The 13,247-nt window shown below is 67.1% G+C and carries 13 protein-coding genes and 1 tRNA gene; 2 read left to right on the top strand and 12 right to left on the bottom strand.

Translation table 11 applies throughout. From position 1 onward, the window contains the following. Window positions 1–108: 108 nt before the first annotated feature. From VLK61_RS19035 to VLK61_RS18985, 11 genes are all read right to left on the bottom strand, one after another. Complete coding sequence (locus tag VLK61_RS19035) at window positions 109–366, bottom strand: hypothetical protein (protein ID WP_325423197.1); 258 nt, start codon at window positions 364–366, stop codon at window positions 109–111. Between the two features lie 89 nt (window positions 367–455). Continuing rightward, a tRNA-Asn gene (locus tag VLK61_RS19030) sits at window positions 456–531 on the bottom strand. A gap of 37 nt (window positions 532–568) precedes the next feature. After that, complete coding sequence (locus tag VLK61_RS19025; RefSeq protein WP_325423196.1) at window positions 569–2,689, bottom strand: TonB-dependent siderophore receptor; 2,121 nt, start codon at window positions 2,687–2,689, stop codon at window positions 569–571. A gap of 282 nt (window positions 2,690–2,971) precedes the next feature. Then, a complete protein-coding gene (locus VLK61_RS19020) occupies window positions 2,972–4,027 on the bottom strand; it encodes an NAD(P)/FAD-dependent oxidoreductase (RefSeq protein WP_325423195.1) in 1,056 nt (351 codons plus the stop codon). 7 nt (window positions 4,028–4,034) lie between these two features. Continuing rightward, window positions 4,035–4,358, bottom strand: a complete 324-nt coding sequence (gene fdxA / locus VLK61_RS19015; protein ID WP_325423194.1) for a ferredoxin FdxA — start codon at window positions 4,356–4,358, stop codon at window positions 4,035–4,037. A gap of 79 nt (window positions 4,359–4,437) precedes the next feature. Next, a complete protein-coding gene (cobA, locus tag VLK61_RS19010) occupies window positions 4,438–5,184 on the bottom strand; it encodes a uroporphyrinogen-III C-methyltransferase (protein ID WP_325423193.1) in 747 nt (248 codons plus the stop codon). Window positions 5,185–5,188: 4 nt separating this feature from the next. Further along, window positions 5,189–6,493: a sulfate adenylyltransferase subunit 1 gene (locus VLK61_RS19005; protein WP_325423192.1), complete on the bottom strand. Its 1,305-nt coding sequence runs from the start codon at window positions 6,491–6,493 to the stop codon at window positions 5,189–5,191. A gap of 44 nt (window positions 6,494–6,537) precedes the next feature. After that, window positions 6,538–7,497, bottom strand: coding sequence for a sulfate adenylyltransferase subunit CysD (cysD, locus tag VLK61_RS19000; RefSeq protein WP_325423191.1), 960 nt, complete (start codon window positions 7,495–7,497; stop codon window positions 6,538–6,540). Then, complete coding sequence (locus VLK61_RS18995; protein ID WP_325423190.1) at window positions 7,494–8,255, bottom strand: phosphoadenylyl-sulfate reductase; 762 nt, start codon at window positions 8,253–8,255, stop codon at window positions 7,494–7,496. The genes cysD and VLK61_RS18995 overlap by 4 nt, the downstream gene beginning before the upstream one ends. Window positions 8,256–8,336: 81 nt before the next feature. Continuing rightward, entirely contained in the window at window positions 8,337–8,882 is a 546-nt protein-coding gene (locus tag VLK61_RS18990; RefSeq protein WP_325423189.1) for a DUF934 domain-containing protein, read from the bottom strand. Then, window positions 8,879–10,585: a nitrite/sulfite reductase gene (locus tag VLK61_RS18985; protein ID WP_325423188.1), complete on the bottom strand. Its 1,707-nt coding sequence runs from the start codon at window positions 10,583–10,585 to the stop codon at window positions 8,879–8,881. Before VLK61_RS18985 ends, VLK61_RS18990 begins: the two co-directional genes overlap by 4 nt. A gap of 149 nt (window positions 10,586–10,734) precedes the next feature. Between VLK61_RS18985 and VLK61_RS18980 the strand changes: the two genes are divergently transcribed. Both VLK61_RS18980 and VLK61_RS18975 read left to right on the top strand, forming a co-directional pair. Continuing rightward, complete coding sequence (locus tag VLK61_RS18980; protein ID WP_325423187.1) at window positions 10,735–11,643, top strand: patatin-like phospholipase family protein; 909 nt, start codon at window positions 10,735–10,737, stop codon at window positions 11,641–11,643. Between the two features lie 303 nt (window positions 11,644–11,946). Then, window positions 11,947–12,747: a ParA family protein gene (locus VLK61_RS18975; protein WP_325423186.1), complete on the top strand. Its 801-nt coding sequence runs from the start codon at window positions 11,947–11,949 to the stop codon at window positions 12,745–12,747. 37 nt (window positions 12,748–12,784) lie between these two features. Here VLK61_RS18975 and VLK61_RS18970 read toward each other — a convergent pair. Beyond that, the coding region (locus VLK61_RS18970; RefSeq protein WP_325423185.1) for a DUF3016 domain-containing protein at window positions 12,785–13,247 on the bottom strand (463 nt) is incomplete at its 5' end.

Here is a 13,247-nt window from a genome sequence, read left to right as displayed (position 1 = left end):
GCTGACCTATCCCGACCTTGAGGCCGAACCCGCCCAAGAAAAAAGCACCTGGGTTGTCGACAGCAGGTGCTTGCATCGCTGGGCCGTGTGTGCCCAATTCTTCATTCTTCAGATCGCCGCGGGTACCGACCCGTCCACCAAGCCCAGCGCCCAGGCCCGCCACTGAGCTGCAAGCTCGCGCGTCGCAGCTGTCGCGTCCGAGGACAGATGGGCGATGGTCGTCGCGACGATGCCTCGGATGTGCTCACCTTGCTGGTGTTGGTCGGCCGACTCCGCCAGTTCAGCCAAGGCCAACAGGTTCTTCTCCATGGCTGCCGATTGCAGGGCGTTCTGGGCGAATTGCTCTGCTGAAGTTGCTTCGTTCATCTGGGGGTGTCCTTTGGTGGCTGGCGGGCGGTGGAAAAGAAAAAGCACCTAGGCTTGTGACCTAAGTGCTTGATTCCTAACGCTAATTTTGGCTCCTCGACCTGGGCTCGAACCAGGGACCTACGGATTAACAGTCCGGCGCTCTACCGACTGAGCTATCGAGGAATTGAGCCTTGGAGTATAGCCTGAATTTTCGGGGCTTCTAGAAGTCGGCGGTCAGCGAGACGTGAACTTGTCGCTCCGGCAGCGGGTACAGGTAGGCGTGGCCGAACTGGAAGGGGGCTTCCTTCCAGGCGCGGTGGTCGGCCAGGTTGTCGATGCCGGCGCGCCAGGTGAGCGTGCGGCCGTCGAGCTTCATGGCGTAGCGCAGGCCGATGTCGACGCGGGTCCAGCCGCCGATCTGCAGGCTGTTGTCGGGCAGTACCGCGCGGCGGCCTTCATGGGTCACGTAGCCCAGCAGCGCCAGGCCGGGCAGGGCCGCCACGTTGTAGGCGGCCTGCAGCTTCAGGCTGCGCTCGGGCACGTTGGTGGGCTTGAGGCCGTTGATCGCAGGATCCTGGGCGCCTTCGCGGCGTGCGCGCAACAGCATCACGCTGCCACGCAGGTTCCAGGCGCCGGCGCGCCAGTCGAGCTCGGCCTCGATGCCGCGGTGACGGGCTTCGCCATCGATCTTCCTCGTGCAGCTGCCGGGTTCGTCGTCGGTGCAGGAACCGATGTCGCTCCAGGCGGGGCGGTGCACCTCGAACAGTGCGATGCCGCCGTCCAGCGCGCCATTGCGGCGCTTGTAGCCGGCTTCGATCTGCCGACTCTTCATCGCCGGCAGCGCCTGGCCGGGATTGCTGAAGCGCGGGCGATTCGGCGTCACTTCGGATTCCACGCCCTGGCCCCAACTGGCATAGACCATGTCGCGTGGGCTCAGCATGTGGCTCAACGCAAGCCAGGGTGTGGTGAGGTGCTGGTCGTAGCCCGTCGGGCGAGAGCCGTCGGTGCGCACGCTGTCGCGCTGCAGCTGGCTTACCCGCACACCGGCGAACAGGCTGGTGTCTTCGGTGATCGTGATCGCGTCCTGAAGACGCCATTCCGTGCTGCGTTCGGTGCGGTGGGTGTTCTCGTCGGTCAAGCTTGGATCGGGCGGTGTGACGCTGAGGCCGTCGATCGTGCCGATGCCGACCCAATTGAAGGCCTGGCGATTGAAGCGTGCCTGGTAGCGGCTGAACAGCACGCCGGTGCCGAGCTGGTGCGCCATGCCGGCGATCTGGCCGCGCCAGGCCAGCGACAGGTCCAGCGCATCGCTGCGGCGTCGTTCACCTTCGCTGCGGAAGTCGTAGAGGTCGAAGCTGCCATCGCTGCAGTAGCGGTCGTAGTTGTTCTCCGCGCTGCAACCGAAGGGGAAGGCCACGCGGTCGTCGCTGCGCAGGTGCTGGCTCATGCCGTGCACGGTGACGCTCAGTTCACGGTTTATCTCCTGCGTGTAACGCAGTGAAGCGGTGCGGCCGTCCAGCACCACCGGCAGGCTCCAGGGCTGGTTGTTGAGGTTGGTGTTGGGGTCGATGGCGCTCGCATCAGGCACGCGGTTGCCGAGTACGCTGAAGCCGGCCATGCTGGGCTGGCGCTGGTGGCTGATCTCGACTTCGGCTTCGAGCCGGCTGGTCTTGCTGAAGCGCCAGTCGGTGGCCAGCGCCACCAGGTGCCGCCGTCCTTCGCTGGCATTGATCGTTGGATCCAGCCGCGCCGCGCTGGCGTTCAGGCGCCAGCCGAAGGCAGCATCGGCGCCGCTGCGGTCGGACAGGTCCACCGCGGCTTCGAGGCTGTTGTCCTGCGCCCAGGCGATGGACGCATTGCGCAGCGCAGGGACCGGTCGCTTGACGACCAGGTTCACCAGGCCGCCGGGGCTGCTGGTGCCGGCCTGGATGCCGGACAGGCCCTTGAGCACTTCGATGCTGCTCTTGTTGCCCAGAGCGATCGCGGTTTCGGCGTTGATCGGCAGGCCGTCGCGCCGGTAGTTGAAGCGGTTGTCCAGCACGAAGCCGCGCACCGCCAGCATGCTCCAGTAGCCGGGTGCGTTGTAGGCGTCGCTGATGGCGGCGTCCATCCGCGTGATGTCGGCCAGGCTGGTGATGCCGGCGTCCTGCAGTTGCGGACCGCCGATGCTGGTGGCCGACAGTGGCAGCCGGCCCAGCGGCACATCGCCGAAGCCTGCCAGACCGAGTGGCGGATTCGCCGATCGGCCGGTGACCGTGACAGTCTGTGCTGCCTCCTGGGCCGTGGCCTGCAGCGCCGCGAGGGCCAGCGCCGAGAGGATGAATGTGGTTCGGAATGCCATCGTCTTGCCTTCAATCGAGATGGCAGGTGGGCAAGCCGGAAGACGGGCACGCCAGGACGGCGTAGCGAGACATCAAGACTGCTTCCCTGCGCGAGGATTACCTCAGCCCCCTGTCGGGGACTTTGAGGCTCGCCACAGGCTCGCCTCAAACAGGTTCAAAGGGACTTTCTCAGTTGCGCCGTATCAACGCGGCACAACACCCCTAGCGAAGCCACGCCGCCGGGTAGGCCGCGTGGAGAACGAATTATGGCCGATGGTGCATCGGCGCCGCGATGACCGTGGTCAATCGTCGAAGTTCGGCGTCTCGACCCCCAGCACCTTGTGCAGCTTCGGGCTGGTGGTGGTGTATTGCAGCATCACGCGTTTGTCCGGGAAGACGTAGGGCGCGGCGCCGAATGCCGCGAGCGCGGCCTCGTGGAAGCCGGACAGGATCAGCTTCTTCTTGCCCGGGTAGGTGTTGATGTCGCCCACCGCGAAGATGCCGGGCACGTTGGTTTCGAAGGTCTCGGTGCCGACGACGATCTGCTTGCGTTCCAGCCCCAGGCCCCATTCGGCGATGGGCCCGAGCTTGGGGCTCAGGCCGAAGAAGGACAGCAGCATGTCCAGCGGCACCAGGCGCGTGACGCCATCGTTGCCGGTGACGCGCACGCCGGTCAGGCGGCCGTCGGTGGTGTCGATGCCGGTGATCTGGCCGACGATGAACTGCATCTGCAGCGCATCACACAGCTCGCGCATCTTGGCCACCGAAGCTGGCGCTGCGCGGAAGCCGTCGCGGCGGTGGATCAGGATCACGCTGTTGGCCTGGTGCGGGCCTTCCTGCGCAAAGTTCAGCGCCCAGTCCAGCGCGGAATCGCCGCCGCCGGCGATCACCAGGTCCTTGCCGGCAAACTGCGACGGATCGCGCACACGGTAGAACAGCTGGGTGTCGACGAAGGCATCGAGGCCTTCGACCCTCAGTATGCGCGGCTGGAACGAGCCGACGCCACCGGCAATGAACACCGTCTTGGTCAGCAGCTGGGTGCCCTTGCCGGTCTCGACATGGAAGCGGCCATCGGCCTGCTTGTGCACGACCGTGACTTCCTCGCCCAGGTGGAAGGTAGCGCCGAAGGGCTCGATCTGCTTGAGCAGGTTCTCGGTCAGTTCGCGGCCGGTGCACACCGGCACGGCCGGGATGTCGTAGATCGGCTTGTCCGGGTACAGCTCGATGCACTGGCCGCCGGCATAGGCCAGCGAATCGATGATGTGGGCCTTGATCTCGAGCAGCCCCAGCTCGAAGACCTGGAACAGGCCGACCGGACCGGCACCGACGATGACGGCGTCGGTCTCGATGATGGACATGGCAAGTTCAACGAATCAGTTCAGACAGCTTGTCTGTCTTGTCCTTCCAGTCGTCGGCATCGGGCAGCGGCGCCTTGCGCTTGGTGATGCTGGGCCAGCCCTTGGCCAGGTCGGCGTTGAGCTTGATAAAGGCCAGCTGGTGGCTGGGCACGTCTTCCTCGGGCAGGATGGCGTTGACCGGGCATTCGGGGATGCACACCGCGCAATCGATGCACTCATCGGGGTCGATGGTCAGGAAGTTCGGGCCTTCGCGGAAGCAATCGACCGGGCAGACATCGACACAGTCGGTGTACTTGCAGCGGATGCACGATTCGGTGACGACGTGGGTCATGGGGCGAACCAAGGTTGGAAGAACGGGGACGAACCGACGATTTTAAGGCGCGGGCCCAGGGTTGGCGGGTTGAGATCTGTCAAGTGTCGGGGTCTTGGCTGCCGGCGGTGGAGGGCGGCTCGGGCCGGCGGGCGGCAGCCGGCATCGCGCCGGCGCCCACTGTCACCACGGCCGGTCGGCCGGCATGCTGTTGCGCCGCATCAGCCAGGCCGGCCACCTGGTGCTGGGTGGCCAAGGCGTCAGGCCAGCCGGCGCGCGAGACCACGCTCACCAGCGTCTCGGCCGGCCAGCCGGCCTCCAGCAGCTTGGCCGACAGCGCTGGCAACTGCTGGCCAGCCATGTAGAACACTTCGGTGTCGGCACTGCGCTTGGCTTGCAGCGTGCCCAGATGCGTCATCGCGGTGGTCAGGCTGACGCTGCGGCCGCTACCGCGCCGGGTGAGCGGCCGTGCGGTATCGGCCGCGGCGGCCAGCGCGGCGGTGACGCCGGGCACCACCTCGAAGCCGATGCCGTGCGCGGCCAGGGCCTGCATTTCTTCTTCGAGGCGGCCGAACACGCTGGGGTCGCCGCCCTTGAGTCGCACCACGCGCTCATGCGTCTGCGCCTGCTGCACCAGCAACGCGTTGATCGCCGGCTGGCCCGTGGCATGGCCGAAGCCGCGCTTGCCGACATCGATCCAGCTCGCCTGCGGTGCCGCTTCGCGCAGCGCCGGGTCGGTGAGCGCGTCGAACAGCACCACCTGGGCTTCACCGAGGCGGCGCAGGCCGCGCACGGTGATCAGGTCGGCCGCGCCCGGCCCTGCGCCGATGAAGACGACGTGGCCCACACCTTCATTCCCGCACCAGCAGCGCGCCGCTGGTGCGGTTGCTGGCGGGGTCGACGACGATCAATGCGCCGCCGACACGGTTGTTGGCATAGGCCTCCAGCGGCAGCGGCTGCTGCAACTCGATGACCACATGGCCGATCTCGTTGACGGCGAGTTCATGCGCGTCGATCGGCTGCAGGCTCTGGATGTCCAGCCGGTGCTCGATGGCCGCGATGCGCGCCTGCACCCAGCGGTTGCCGTGCCGCACCCAGTACTTGCGGCCGATCTGCGCGGCTTCGGTGTCCAGCCAGGCCAGCGTCGCGTTGAAGCGCTGCACGGGCTTCAGCGTGCCGGGGCTGCCGATCCAGTCGCCGCGGGAGATGTCCAGCTGGCGATCCAGCACGATGCCGGCGGATTCACCGGCCTGCGCGCTGTCAACCGTGCTGCCGGCACGGCGCACCTCGGCCACCACGGCTTCCTGGCCGCTCGGGAACACCTGCACCGCATCACCGGCCTTCACGCTGCCGTGGGCGATGCGGCCCCAGAAGGTGCGCGGCTGGTTGCCGGTGCCTTCCCCTGTTTCACCAGGGTCCCGGGCGACGAACTGCACCGGCTGCAGCAGCGCGCCTTCGGTGCGTTCCTGCGTCGTCGGCAGGCTCTCCAGCAGCTGCAGCAGCGAGGGGCCGCTGTACCACGCGGCATCGAGCGGCTGGGTCACGTTGTCGCCACGCAGTGCGCTGACCGGGATGATGCCGGCCACCGCAATGCCGGCCTCTTCGGCGAAGGCCAGCAGCGCGTCGCGTGTGGCTTCGAAGGCGGCCTGGGTCTGTTCGATCGCGTCGAGCTTGTTCACCGCGAACACGATGCTCGGCACGCGCAGCAGGTGGGCCAGCAGCGCGTGGCGGCGTGTCTGCGGCAGCAGCGGGACCGGTCGAGCCTGCCAGTCGATCTTGGTGATGTCGACCAGCACCACGGCCGCATCGCTGCCCGCTGCGGCCGTCACCATGTTGCGGGTGTACTGCTCGTGGCCGGGTGCGTCGGCAATGATGAACTTGCGGTGGCGCGTCGCGAAGTAGCGGTAGGCCACGTCGATCGTGATGCCTTGTTCGCGCTCGGCCTCCAGGCCGTCGGTCAGCAGCGACAGGTCGATCGGCTCGCCGGCGGCGCGCTTCTCCAGCGTGTCCAGCTGGTCGGCCAGGATCGCGCGGCTGTCGAACAGCAGGCGGCCGATCAGCGTGCTCTTGCCATCGTCGACGCTGCCGGCCGTGAGGAAGCGCAAGGCACGGTGATCCGTGCCTTTGACGGCCTCGCGGTGGTCCGTGCCCTTCACGGTTTCAAGGGGGTCAGCAGGTTGTTTCAGCACAGCGGACATGATCAGAAATACCCTTCTTTTTTCCGCCGCTCCATCGAAGCATCGGAGGTGCGATCGTCCATGCGCGTGGCGCCGCGTTCGCTGACGGTGACAGTGAGCGTTTCGGCGACGATGTCGGCCGGATTCTCGGCGTCGCTTTCCACCGGGCAGGTGCAGGTCATGTCGCCCACGGTGCGGAAACGCACGGTCGCGGTCTCGACGGTTTCATCGGCCTGCGGCGGCGTCACCGCAGTCACCGGCACCAGCAGGCCCTTGCGGCGGATCACTTCGCGCTCATGCGCGAAGTACAGGCCGGGCAAGGGAATGTTCTCGCGGGCAATGTAGAGCCAGACGTCCAACTCGGTCCAGTTGCTGATCGGGAACGAACGGAAGTGTTCGCCGGGGCGGTGGCGGGTGTTGAACAGCGTCCAGAGTTCTGGCCGCTGCTCCTTGGGCTGCCACTGGCCGAAGCTGTCGCGATGGCTGAAGATGCGTTCCTTTGCGCGGGCCTTCTCTTCGTCGCGCCGGGCGCCGCCGATCAGGCAGTCGAAGCGGTGTTCTTCGATCGCTTCGAGCAGCGTCACGGTCTGGTGGCCGTTGCGCGATTCCAGCGGGTCGGCCAGGCGCACGGTGCCCCGCTTGATCGAGTCTTCGAGGTCGCCAACGACCAGGCGCTCGCCCATCTCGGCCACACGCTGGTCGCGGAACTCGATGACTTCGGGGAAGTTGTGGCCGGTGTCCACGTGCAGCAGCGGGAAGGGCAGCTTGCCTTTGAAGTCGTTGCCGGAGACGCGCGTCTTGAACGCCTTCTCGGCCAGGCGCAGCACCACACAGGAATCCTTGCCGCCGGAGAACAGCAGCGCGGGGCGCTCGAAGGTGGCGGCCACTTCACGCAGGATGAAGATGGCTTCTTCTTCCAGCCAGTCGAGGTGGCGGTGGTCCAGCTCGGGCAGCAACTGGTCCAGGTTGACGCGGGCATTCATGCGGTGGCCTCCTGCGGCTTGAGCATCGAGACCGCGGGTTCGTCGGCCTGGTTGACGTGCAGGCCGCACTCTTTCGCGGCTTCGTCTTCCCACCACCAACGGCCGGCGCGGAAAGGTTCGCCGACCGCGATGGCGCGCGTGCAGGGCGCGCAGCCGATGCTGGGCATGAACTGATCGTGCAGCGGGTTGTAGGGCACGTCGTTCGAGCGGATGTAGTGCCAGATGTCGTTCCAGCTCCAGTCGGCCAGCGGGTTCAGCTTGGCGCGGCCCTGGTCGTCCTGGTCGATGAAGGGCACTTCGTTGCGGGCATCGCTTTGTTCGCGGCGCAGCCCCGTGACCCAGGCGCTGCGCTCGGCCAGCATGCGCGACAAGGGCTCCAGCTTGCGCATGCCGCAGCAGGCCTTGCGCAACTCCAGGCTGCGGTACATCGCCTCTTCGCCGTTGTTGCGCACGAAATGCACCACGGCCTCCTGCTGCGGCCGATAGACCTCGACGGCCAGGCCGTAGTGGTGTTCGATGCGGCCGATCAGCTCCGAAGTCTCGGCGTGCAGCTTGCCGGTTTCCAGCGTGCCGATGGCGATGGGCAGGTGGTGACGCGCGATCAAGTCGGTGATCACCATGTCTTCGGCGCCCAGGCTGGTGGCTTGCACGATGCGGCCGGCGTGGGTTTCCGCAGCTTCACGCAACAGGGAGATCGTGTTGGCCACACGTTGATCGAAGCCCGCCGTGGCGCGGGCGTACAGGTCGATGGCACTCATCACAGTGCCCGCCCGGCCGCCCGAAGGGCGCTGAAGCCCCCTCGGGGGGCAGCGAAAGAATTGAGCGTGGGGGTCTTCATGTCAGATTCCTTCGCCGACGAAGCGGTCGGCATCCTGCGCCGCGTGCGCGGCCAGTTCGCTGGTGAGGTCACGGGCAAAGGCCGGCTGCGGCTGGCCCACATCACCTTGGTAGTGACCGGCAAAGAAGTTCAGCGCGCGTTCGGCGCTGGCCTGCTTCTGGTCGTGGCGCAGCTTCACCGCGTCGAAGCCGGTGCGGGCCAGCAGCGGCATCATGTCGACCACCACGTCGCCGGTGGCGCGTACTTCGCCGGCAAAACGGTAGCGGCTGCGCAGAATGCGGGCCTGGCTGTAGGCGCGGCCGTCGATCCACTTCGGGAATTGCAGCGCTACCAGTGCCAGGCGCGGCAGGTCGGGCGCGACGGTTTCGATGTCGGCGTCGTTGGGCACGATCACGCCAGTGGCCAGGCCTGCCGGCCAGGCTTCACGCACGGCGTGCCATTGCTCCAGGCTCAGCAGCCAGTGCGGGCGCGGCGCCGGTTGCTGGATCGGGCCGTCTTCGCCGACGGCGGCGTGCCATTGGTCTTGGCGGGAGTCGATGAACTTCATGTTGTTGCCCGGGCGGTCAGGTGGCGCTGCGCGTCGGCGGCGGTCTTGAACGAGGTGATGCCGATGCGGCGCACGGTGTCGATGAAACGCTCACCGGCTGCGCGCTCCTGGCGGTAGGTGTCGATCACCGCTTCGATGACGTCGGGCACCTCTTCGGCTGCGAACGAGGGGCCGATCACTTTGCCGGGTATTGGCGCGCCGCTGATCGTCGAGCCGTCGGAGCCGCCGAGCAGGACCTGGTACCACTCCGCGCCGTCCTTGTCGACGCCGAGGATGCCGATGTGGCCGCTGTGATGGTGGCCGCAGCTGTTGATGCAGCCGCTGATGTGCAGGTCGATGTCGCCGATGTCGTACAGCGTGTCGAGGTCGTCGAAGCGTTCGGTGATGGCCGCGGCCACGGGGATCGAGCGGGCATTGGCCAGCGCGCAGAAATCGCCGCCGGGGCAGTTGATCATGTCGGTCAGGAAGCCGATGTTCGGCGTGGCGAAGCCGGCCTCCTTGGCGGCCTGCCACAGCGCACGCAACTCGGTCTCGCGCACCCAGGGCAGCAGCAGGTTCTGGTCGTGCGTGACGCGCAATTCGGCGTGGCTGAAGCGCTCGGACAACTCGGCGGCCTGCTCCATTTGCACGTCGGTGGCATCGCCCGGCGGCACGCCGGCGCGCTTGAGCGACAGCGTCACGGCGCGGTAGCCCGGCACCTGGTGGGCGTGCACGTTGCGCTCCAGCCAGCGGGTGTAGGCCTGCGGCTGGTCGGTGGCGTCATTGGCGGCGGCCACGGACACGGTGACCGGCTGTACCCCGGCGGGGCGCACGAAGCAGGCGGCCACGCGGTCGAACTCGGCCTGCGGGATGATGTGGGCGCCGCCCTCGGTATCGTGCGTGAGGATGTTGTCGAACTCGGCAGCCACCGCGTCGAAGAACTTCTGGCCTTCGGCCTTGACGAGGATCTTGATGCGCGCCTTGTAGGCGTTGTCACGCCGGCCATAGCGGTTGTAGACGCGCACGATGGCCTCGATGTAGACGAGGATCTGCTGCCAGGGCACGAACTCGCTGATCACGCTGCCGATCACCGGTGTGCGGCCCATGCCGCCGCCGACCAGCACCTTGAAGCCGATCTCGCCAGCGTCACGCTTCACCAGTTGCAGCCCGATGTCGTGCCAGGCGATGGCCGCGCGGTCTTCGGCGGCGCCGGACACGGCGATCTTGAACTTGCGCGGCAGGAACGCGAACTCCGGGTGCAGCGTGCTCCACTGGCGCAGGATCTCGCAGTAGGGGCGGGGATCGACGATCTCGTCGGCGGCGACGCCGGCCAGCGCGTCGCTGGTGATGTTGCGGATGCAGTTGCCGCTGGTCTGGATGCCGTGCATGTCGACGGCGGCCAGGCGGTCCATCACGTCGGCCGACTGGGGCAGCGGGATCCAGTTGTACTGCAGGTTCTGGCGGGTGGTGAAGTGGCCATAGCCGCGGTCGAACTCGCGGGCGATCTGCGCCAACTGGCGCAGTTGCTTCGCGCTCAACTCACCGTAGGGCACGGCCACCCGCAGCATCGGCGCGTGGCGCTGCACGTACCAGCCGTTCTGCAGGCGCAGTGGGCGGAAGTCGTCGTCGGACAACTCACCGCTCAGGTTGCGCTCGAGCTGGTCGCGGAACTGCGCGGCGCGGGCATGCACGAACTGGCGGTCGAATTCGGTATAGGTGTACATCGTGGCTGCGGCTGGCGATCTGAGGGCTGGACTGTAGACATGGTCCTTATAAATGCGAACTACAAATAAGTTGTCTACAAATACTGATAAGGCATATAGAGCGTGCGCGACCGCCCGCCGGCCTGGCGAGAGCTTGCGAGAATCGCCCGATGAATCGACGTCAAACCTGCCGCGCGGCCGGCGCTGGCCTGCTGGGGCTCACGCTGGCCGGCTGCTTCACCGCGCCGCTGCCGCCCACGCCGCCGGCGACACCCGCCGACCCGCTGCCGCCGAAGGCGCTGCGCCCGCCCCGCATCGGCCTGGCGCTGGGCGGCGGCGCGGCGCGCGGTTTTGCGCACATCGGCGTGATCCAGGCGCTGGAAGAGGCTGGCATCCGGCCGGACCTGGTGGTCGGCACCTCGGCCGGCAGCCTGGTGGCGGCGCTGTATGCCTCCGGCAAATCGGGCGCCGAGTTGTCGCGGCTGGCGCTGGCGATGGACGAATCGGCGATCACCGACTGGTCCTTCCCAGGCCGCGGGCTGATCCGCGGCGAGGCGCTGGCGCGTTACGTGCGCGAGCAGACGGGCGGCCGCACGATCGAGCAGTTCGCGCTGTCGCTCGGCGTGGTGGCCACCGACCTGGACAACGGCCAGCCGGTGCTGTTCCAGCGCGGCGACCCGGGCATGGCAGTGCGGGCCTCGAGTGCCGTGCCGGCGGTGTTCCAGCCGGTGAAGATCGGCAGCCGCGAATACGTGGACGGTGGCCTGGTCTCCCCGGTGCCGGTGCGCTTTGCGCGGCAGATGGGCGCGGAGCTGGTGGTGGCGGTGGACATCTCGAACGCGCCGGACGGCAATGCCACCGGCGACATGATGCGGCTGCTGCTGCAGACCTTCGCGATCATGGGCCGCAGCATCAACACGCTGGAGCTGAAGGACGCCGACATCGTGATGCGGCCGCGGCTGGCCGGCTCGTCGGGCGCCGACTTCACCGTGCGCAAGCAGACCATCGATGCAGGGCGGGAGGTGGCGCTCTCCTTGATGCCGCAGTTGCGGCAACGCATCGTGGCGCTGTCGCGCTGAGGCATCCCCCGATCGGGGCGCACAAAAGCAAAGGGCCACCGCTTGGTGGCCCTGATGCCCACGGACACAGCAGAGCATGTGACCGGATCTCTCGGCGTCGGTGACGGGTTCCGGACTCCGCCCAATGGTGCGGTCGGTTTGTCGCCTCGATGCCTTGCATTGTGCGCCGACCGTCCGGCGGCAAAGCGCCGATCAGACCGATGAATGCAGGGTAGATCCCAGGCCCGGCGGTCGTGTGTCGATGTGTTGCGCTGCAGCATAATTATCGGATAGCCGATCCGGCAGCACCCGCGAGTTCCACCCATGCGCACCGTCGTGTTCAACCAGAAGGGCGGCGTCGGCAAGTCGACGATCACCTGCAACCTGGCGGCCATCAGCGCCCATCAGGGGCAACGCACCCTGGTGATCGACCTGGACCCGCAGGGCAACTCCACGCGCTACCTGCTGGGCGACGCCACCGACACACCGCGTGACACGCTGGCCGAGTTCTTCGACCAGACGCTGAAGTTCACGCTGCGGGCCCGGACCACCGACGAATTCATCGCCGACACCCGCTTCGAAAACCTGCAGGTGATGCCTTCCAGCCCGCTGCTGGACGAGCTGCACAGCAAGCTGGAGTCCCGCTACAAGATCTACAAGCTGCGCGACGCCTTGGCCGAACTGGACGGGCAGTTCGACCAGATCTACATCGACACGCCGCCGGCGCTGAACTTCTACACCCGCTCCGCGCTGATCGCCGCGCAGGGTTGCCTGATCCCGTTCGACTGCGACGACTTCTCGCGCCGTGCGCTGTATGCGCTGCTGGAGAGCGTGCAGGAGATCCAGGCCGACCACAACAAGGGGCTGACCGTGGCCGGCATCGTGGTGAACCAGTTCCAGCCGCGGGCCAAGCTGCCCCAGCGCCTGGTGCAGGAACTGGTGGACGAAGGCCTGCCGGTGCTGGAGCCTTACCTGAGCGCCAGCGTGCGCATCAAGGAATCACACGACGCTGCGCTGCCGATGATCCACCTCGATGCGCGGCACAAGCTGACGCTGGAGTACATCGCGCTGCATGATGCACTGCAGGCGGCGGCCGCTCCCGGCAAGGCCCGCAAACGCGCGTGAGGGAAGCGCGCGCGTGCTGGGCGGTGGGTGGGGCTGACTACTGCTTGGGCGGATTGAAGCGTTCGCGGAACCAGTTGTCCAGCATGCGCATGTCGTAGGCGTAGGGCCCGCTGCTCGAGAACTGCAGCGAACTCATCATGTAGTTCATGTCGGACAGCTGGTCTTCGCCGCTGCGAACCACGCGGTCGCCTTCGCGCAGCGTGTAGCGCAGTTGCATGCGCGGCCAATCGGCGCGGCCGCGCAGCACACGCACGTCGCGTGCTGAGCGCGGCCAGATCTCGCCGGCCAGGTCGATGTCCAGCACTTCCACCTGCAGCGTCTGCCCGGCCGGCAGGCCTTTGGCGGCCAGCTGTTTCAGCCGGTCTGCAAATGTCGCCAGCACCTCGTCGCGACGCATCATGTTGTCGCGCACATCGGTGAAGGTTTCCGGCTTGGTGAACTTCACCTCCACGGTGCCGGCCGCCGCGGCCGTCGAGGCCAGGCAAGCCAGAAGGATCAGG

It is taken from the genome of Aquabacterium sp. (assembly GCF_035476535.1).
Classification (GTDB): domain Bacteria; phylum Pseudomonadota; class Gammaproteobacteria; order Burkholderiales; family Burkholderiaceae_C; genus Pseudaquabacterium.
Note: the sequence above shows the minus strand (reverse complement) of the source record. Positions and strands in the feature narration are given on the sequence as shown.

Excerpts from the sequence above, each read along its gene's own strand:
- VLK61_RS18990 (WP_325423189.1), bottom strand. The coding sequence starts at position 8,882 with ATGAAGTTCATCGACTCCCGCCAAGACCAATGGCACGCCGCCGTCGGC.
- VLK61_RS19035 (WP_325423197.1), bottom strand. The coding sequence starts at position 366 with ATGAACGAAGCAACTTCAGCAGAGCAATTCGCCCAGAACGCCCTGCAA.
- VLK61_RS18980 (WP_325423187.1), top strand. The coding sequence starts at position 10,735 with ATGAATCGACGTCAAACCTGCCGCGCGGCCGGCGCTGGCCTGCTGGGG.
- fdxA (WP_325423194.1), bottom strand. The coding sequence starts at position 4,358 with ATGACCCACGTCGTCACCGAATCGTGCATCCGCTGCAAGTACACCGAC.
- VLK61_RS19020 (WP_325423195.1), bottom strand. The coding sequence starts at position 4,027 with ATGTCCATCATCGAGACCGACGCCGTCATCGTCGGTGCCGGTCCGGTC.
- VLK61_RS18985 (WP_325423188.1), bottom strand. The coding sequence starts at position 10,585 with ATGTACACCTATACCGAATTCGACCGCCAGTTCGTGCATGCCCGCGCC.
- VLK61_RS18975 (WP_325423186.1), top strand. The coding sequence starts at position 11,947 with ATGCGCACCGTCGTGTTCAACCAGAAGGGCGGCGTCGGCAAGTCGACG.
- VLK61_RS18995 (WP_325423190.1), bottom strand. The coding sequence starts at position 8,255 with ATGAGTGCCATCGACCTGTACGCCCGCGCCACGGCGGGCTTCGATCAA.
- cysD (WP_325423191.1), bottom strand. The coding sequence starts at position 7,497 with ATGAATGCCCGCGTCAACCTGGACCAGTTGCTGCCCGAGCTGGACCAC.
- VLK61_RS19025 (WP_325423196.1), bottom strand. The coding sequence starts at position 2,689 with ATGGCATTCCGAACCACATTCATCCTCTCGGCGCTGGCCCTCGCGGCG.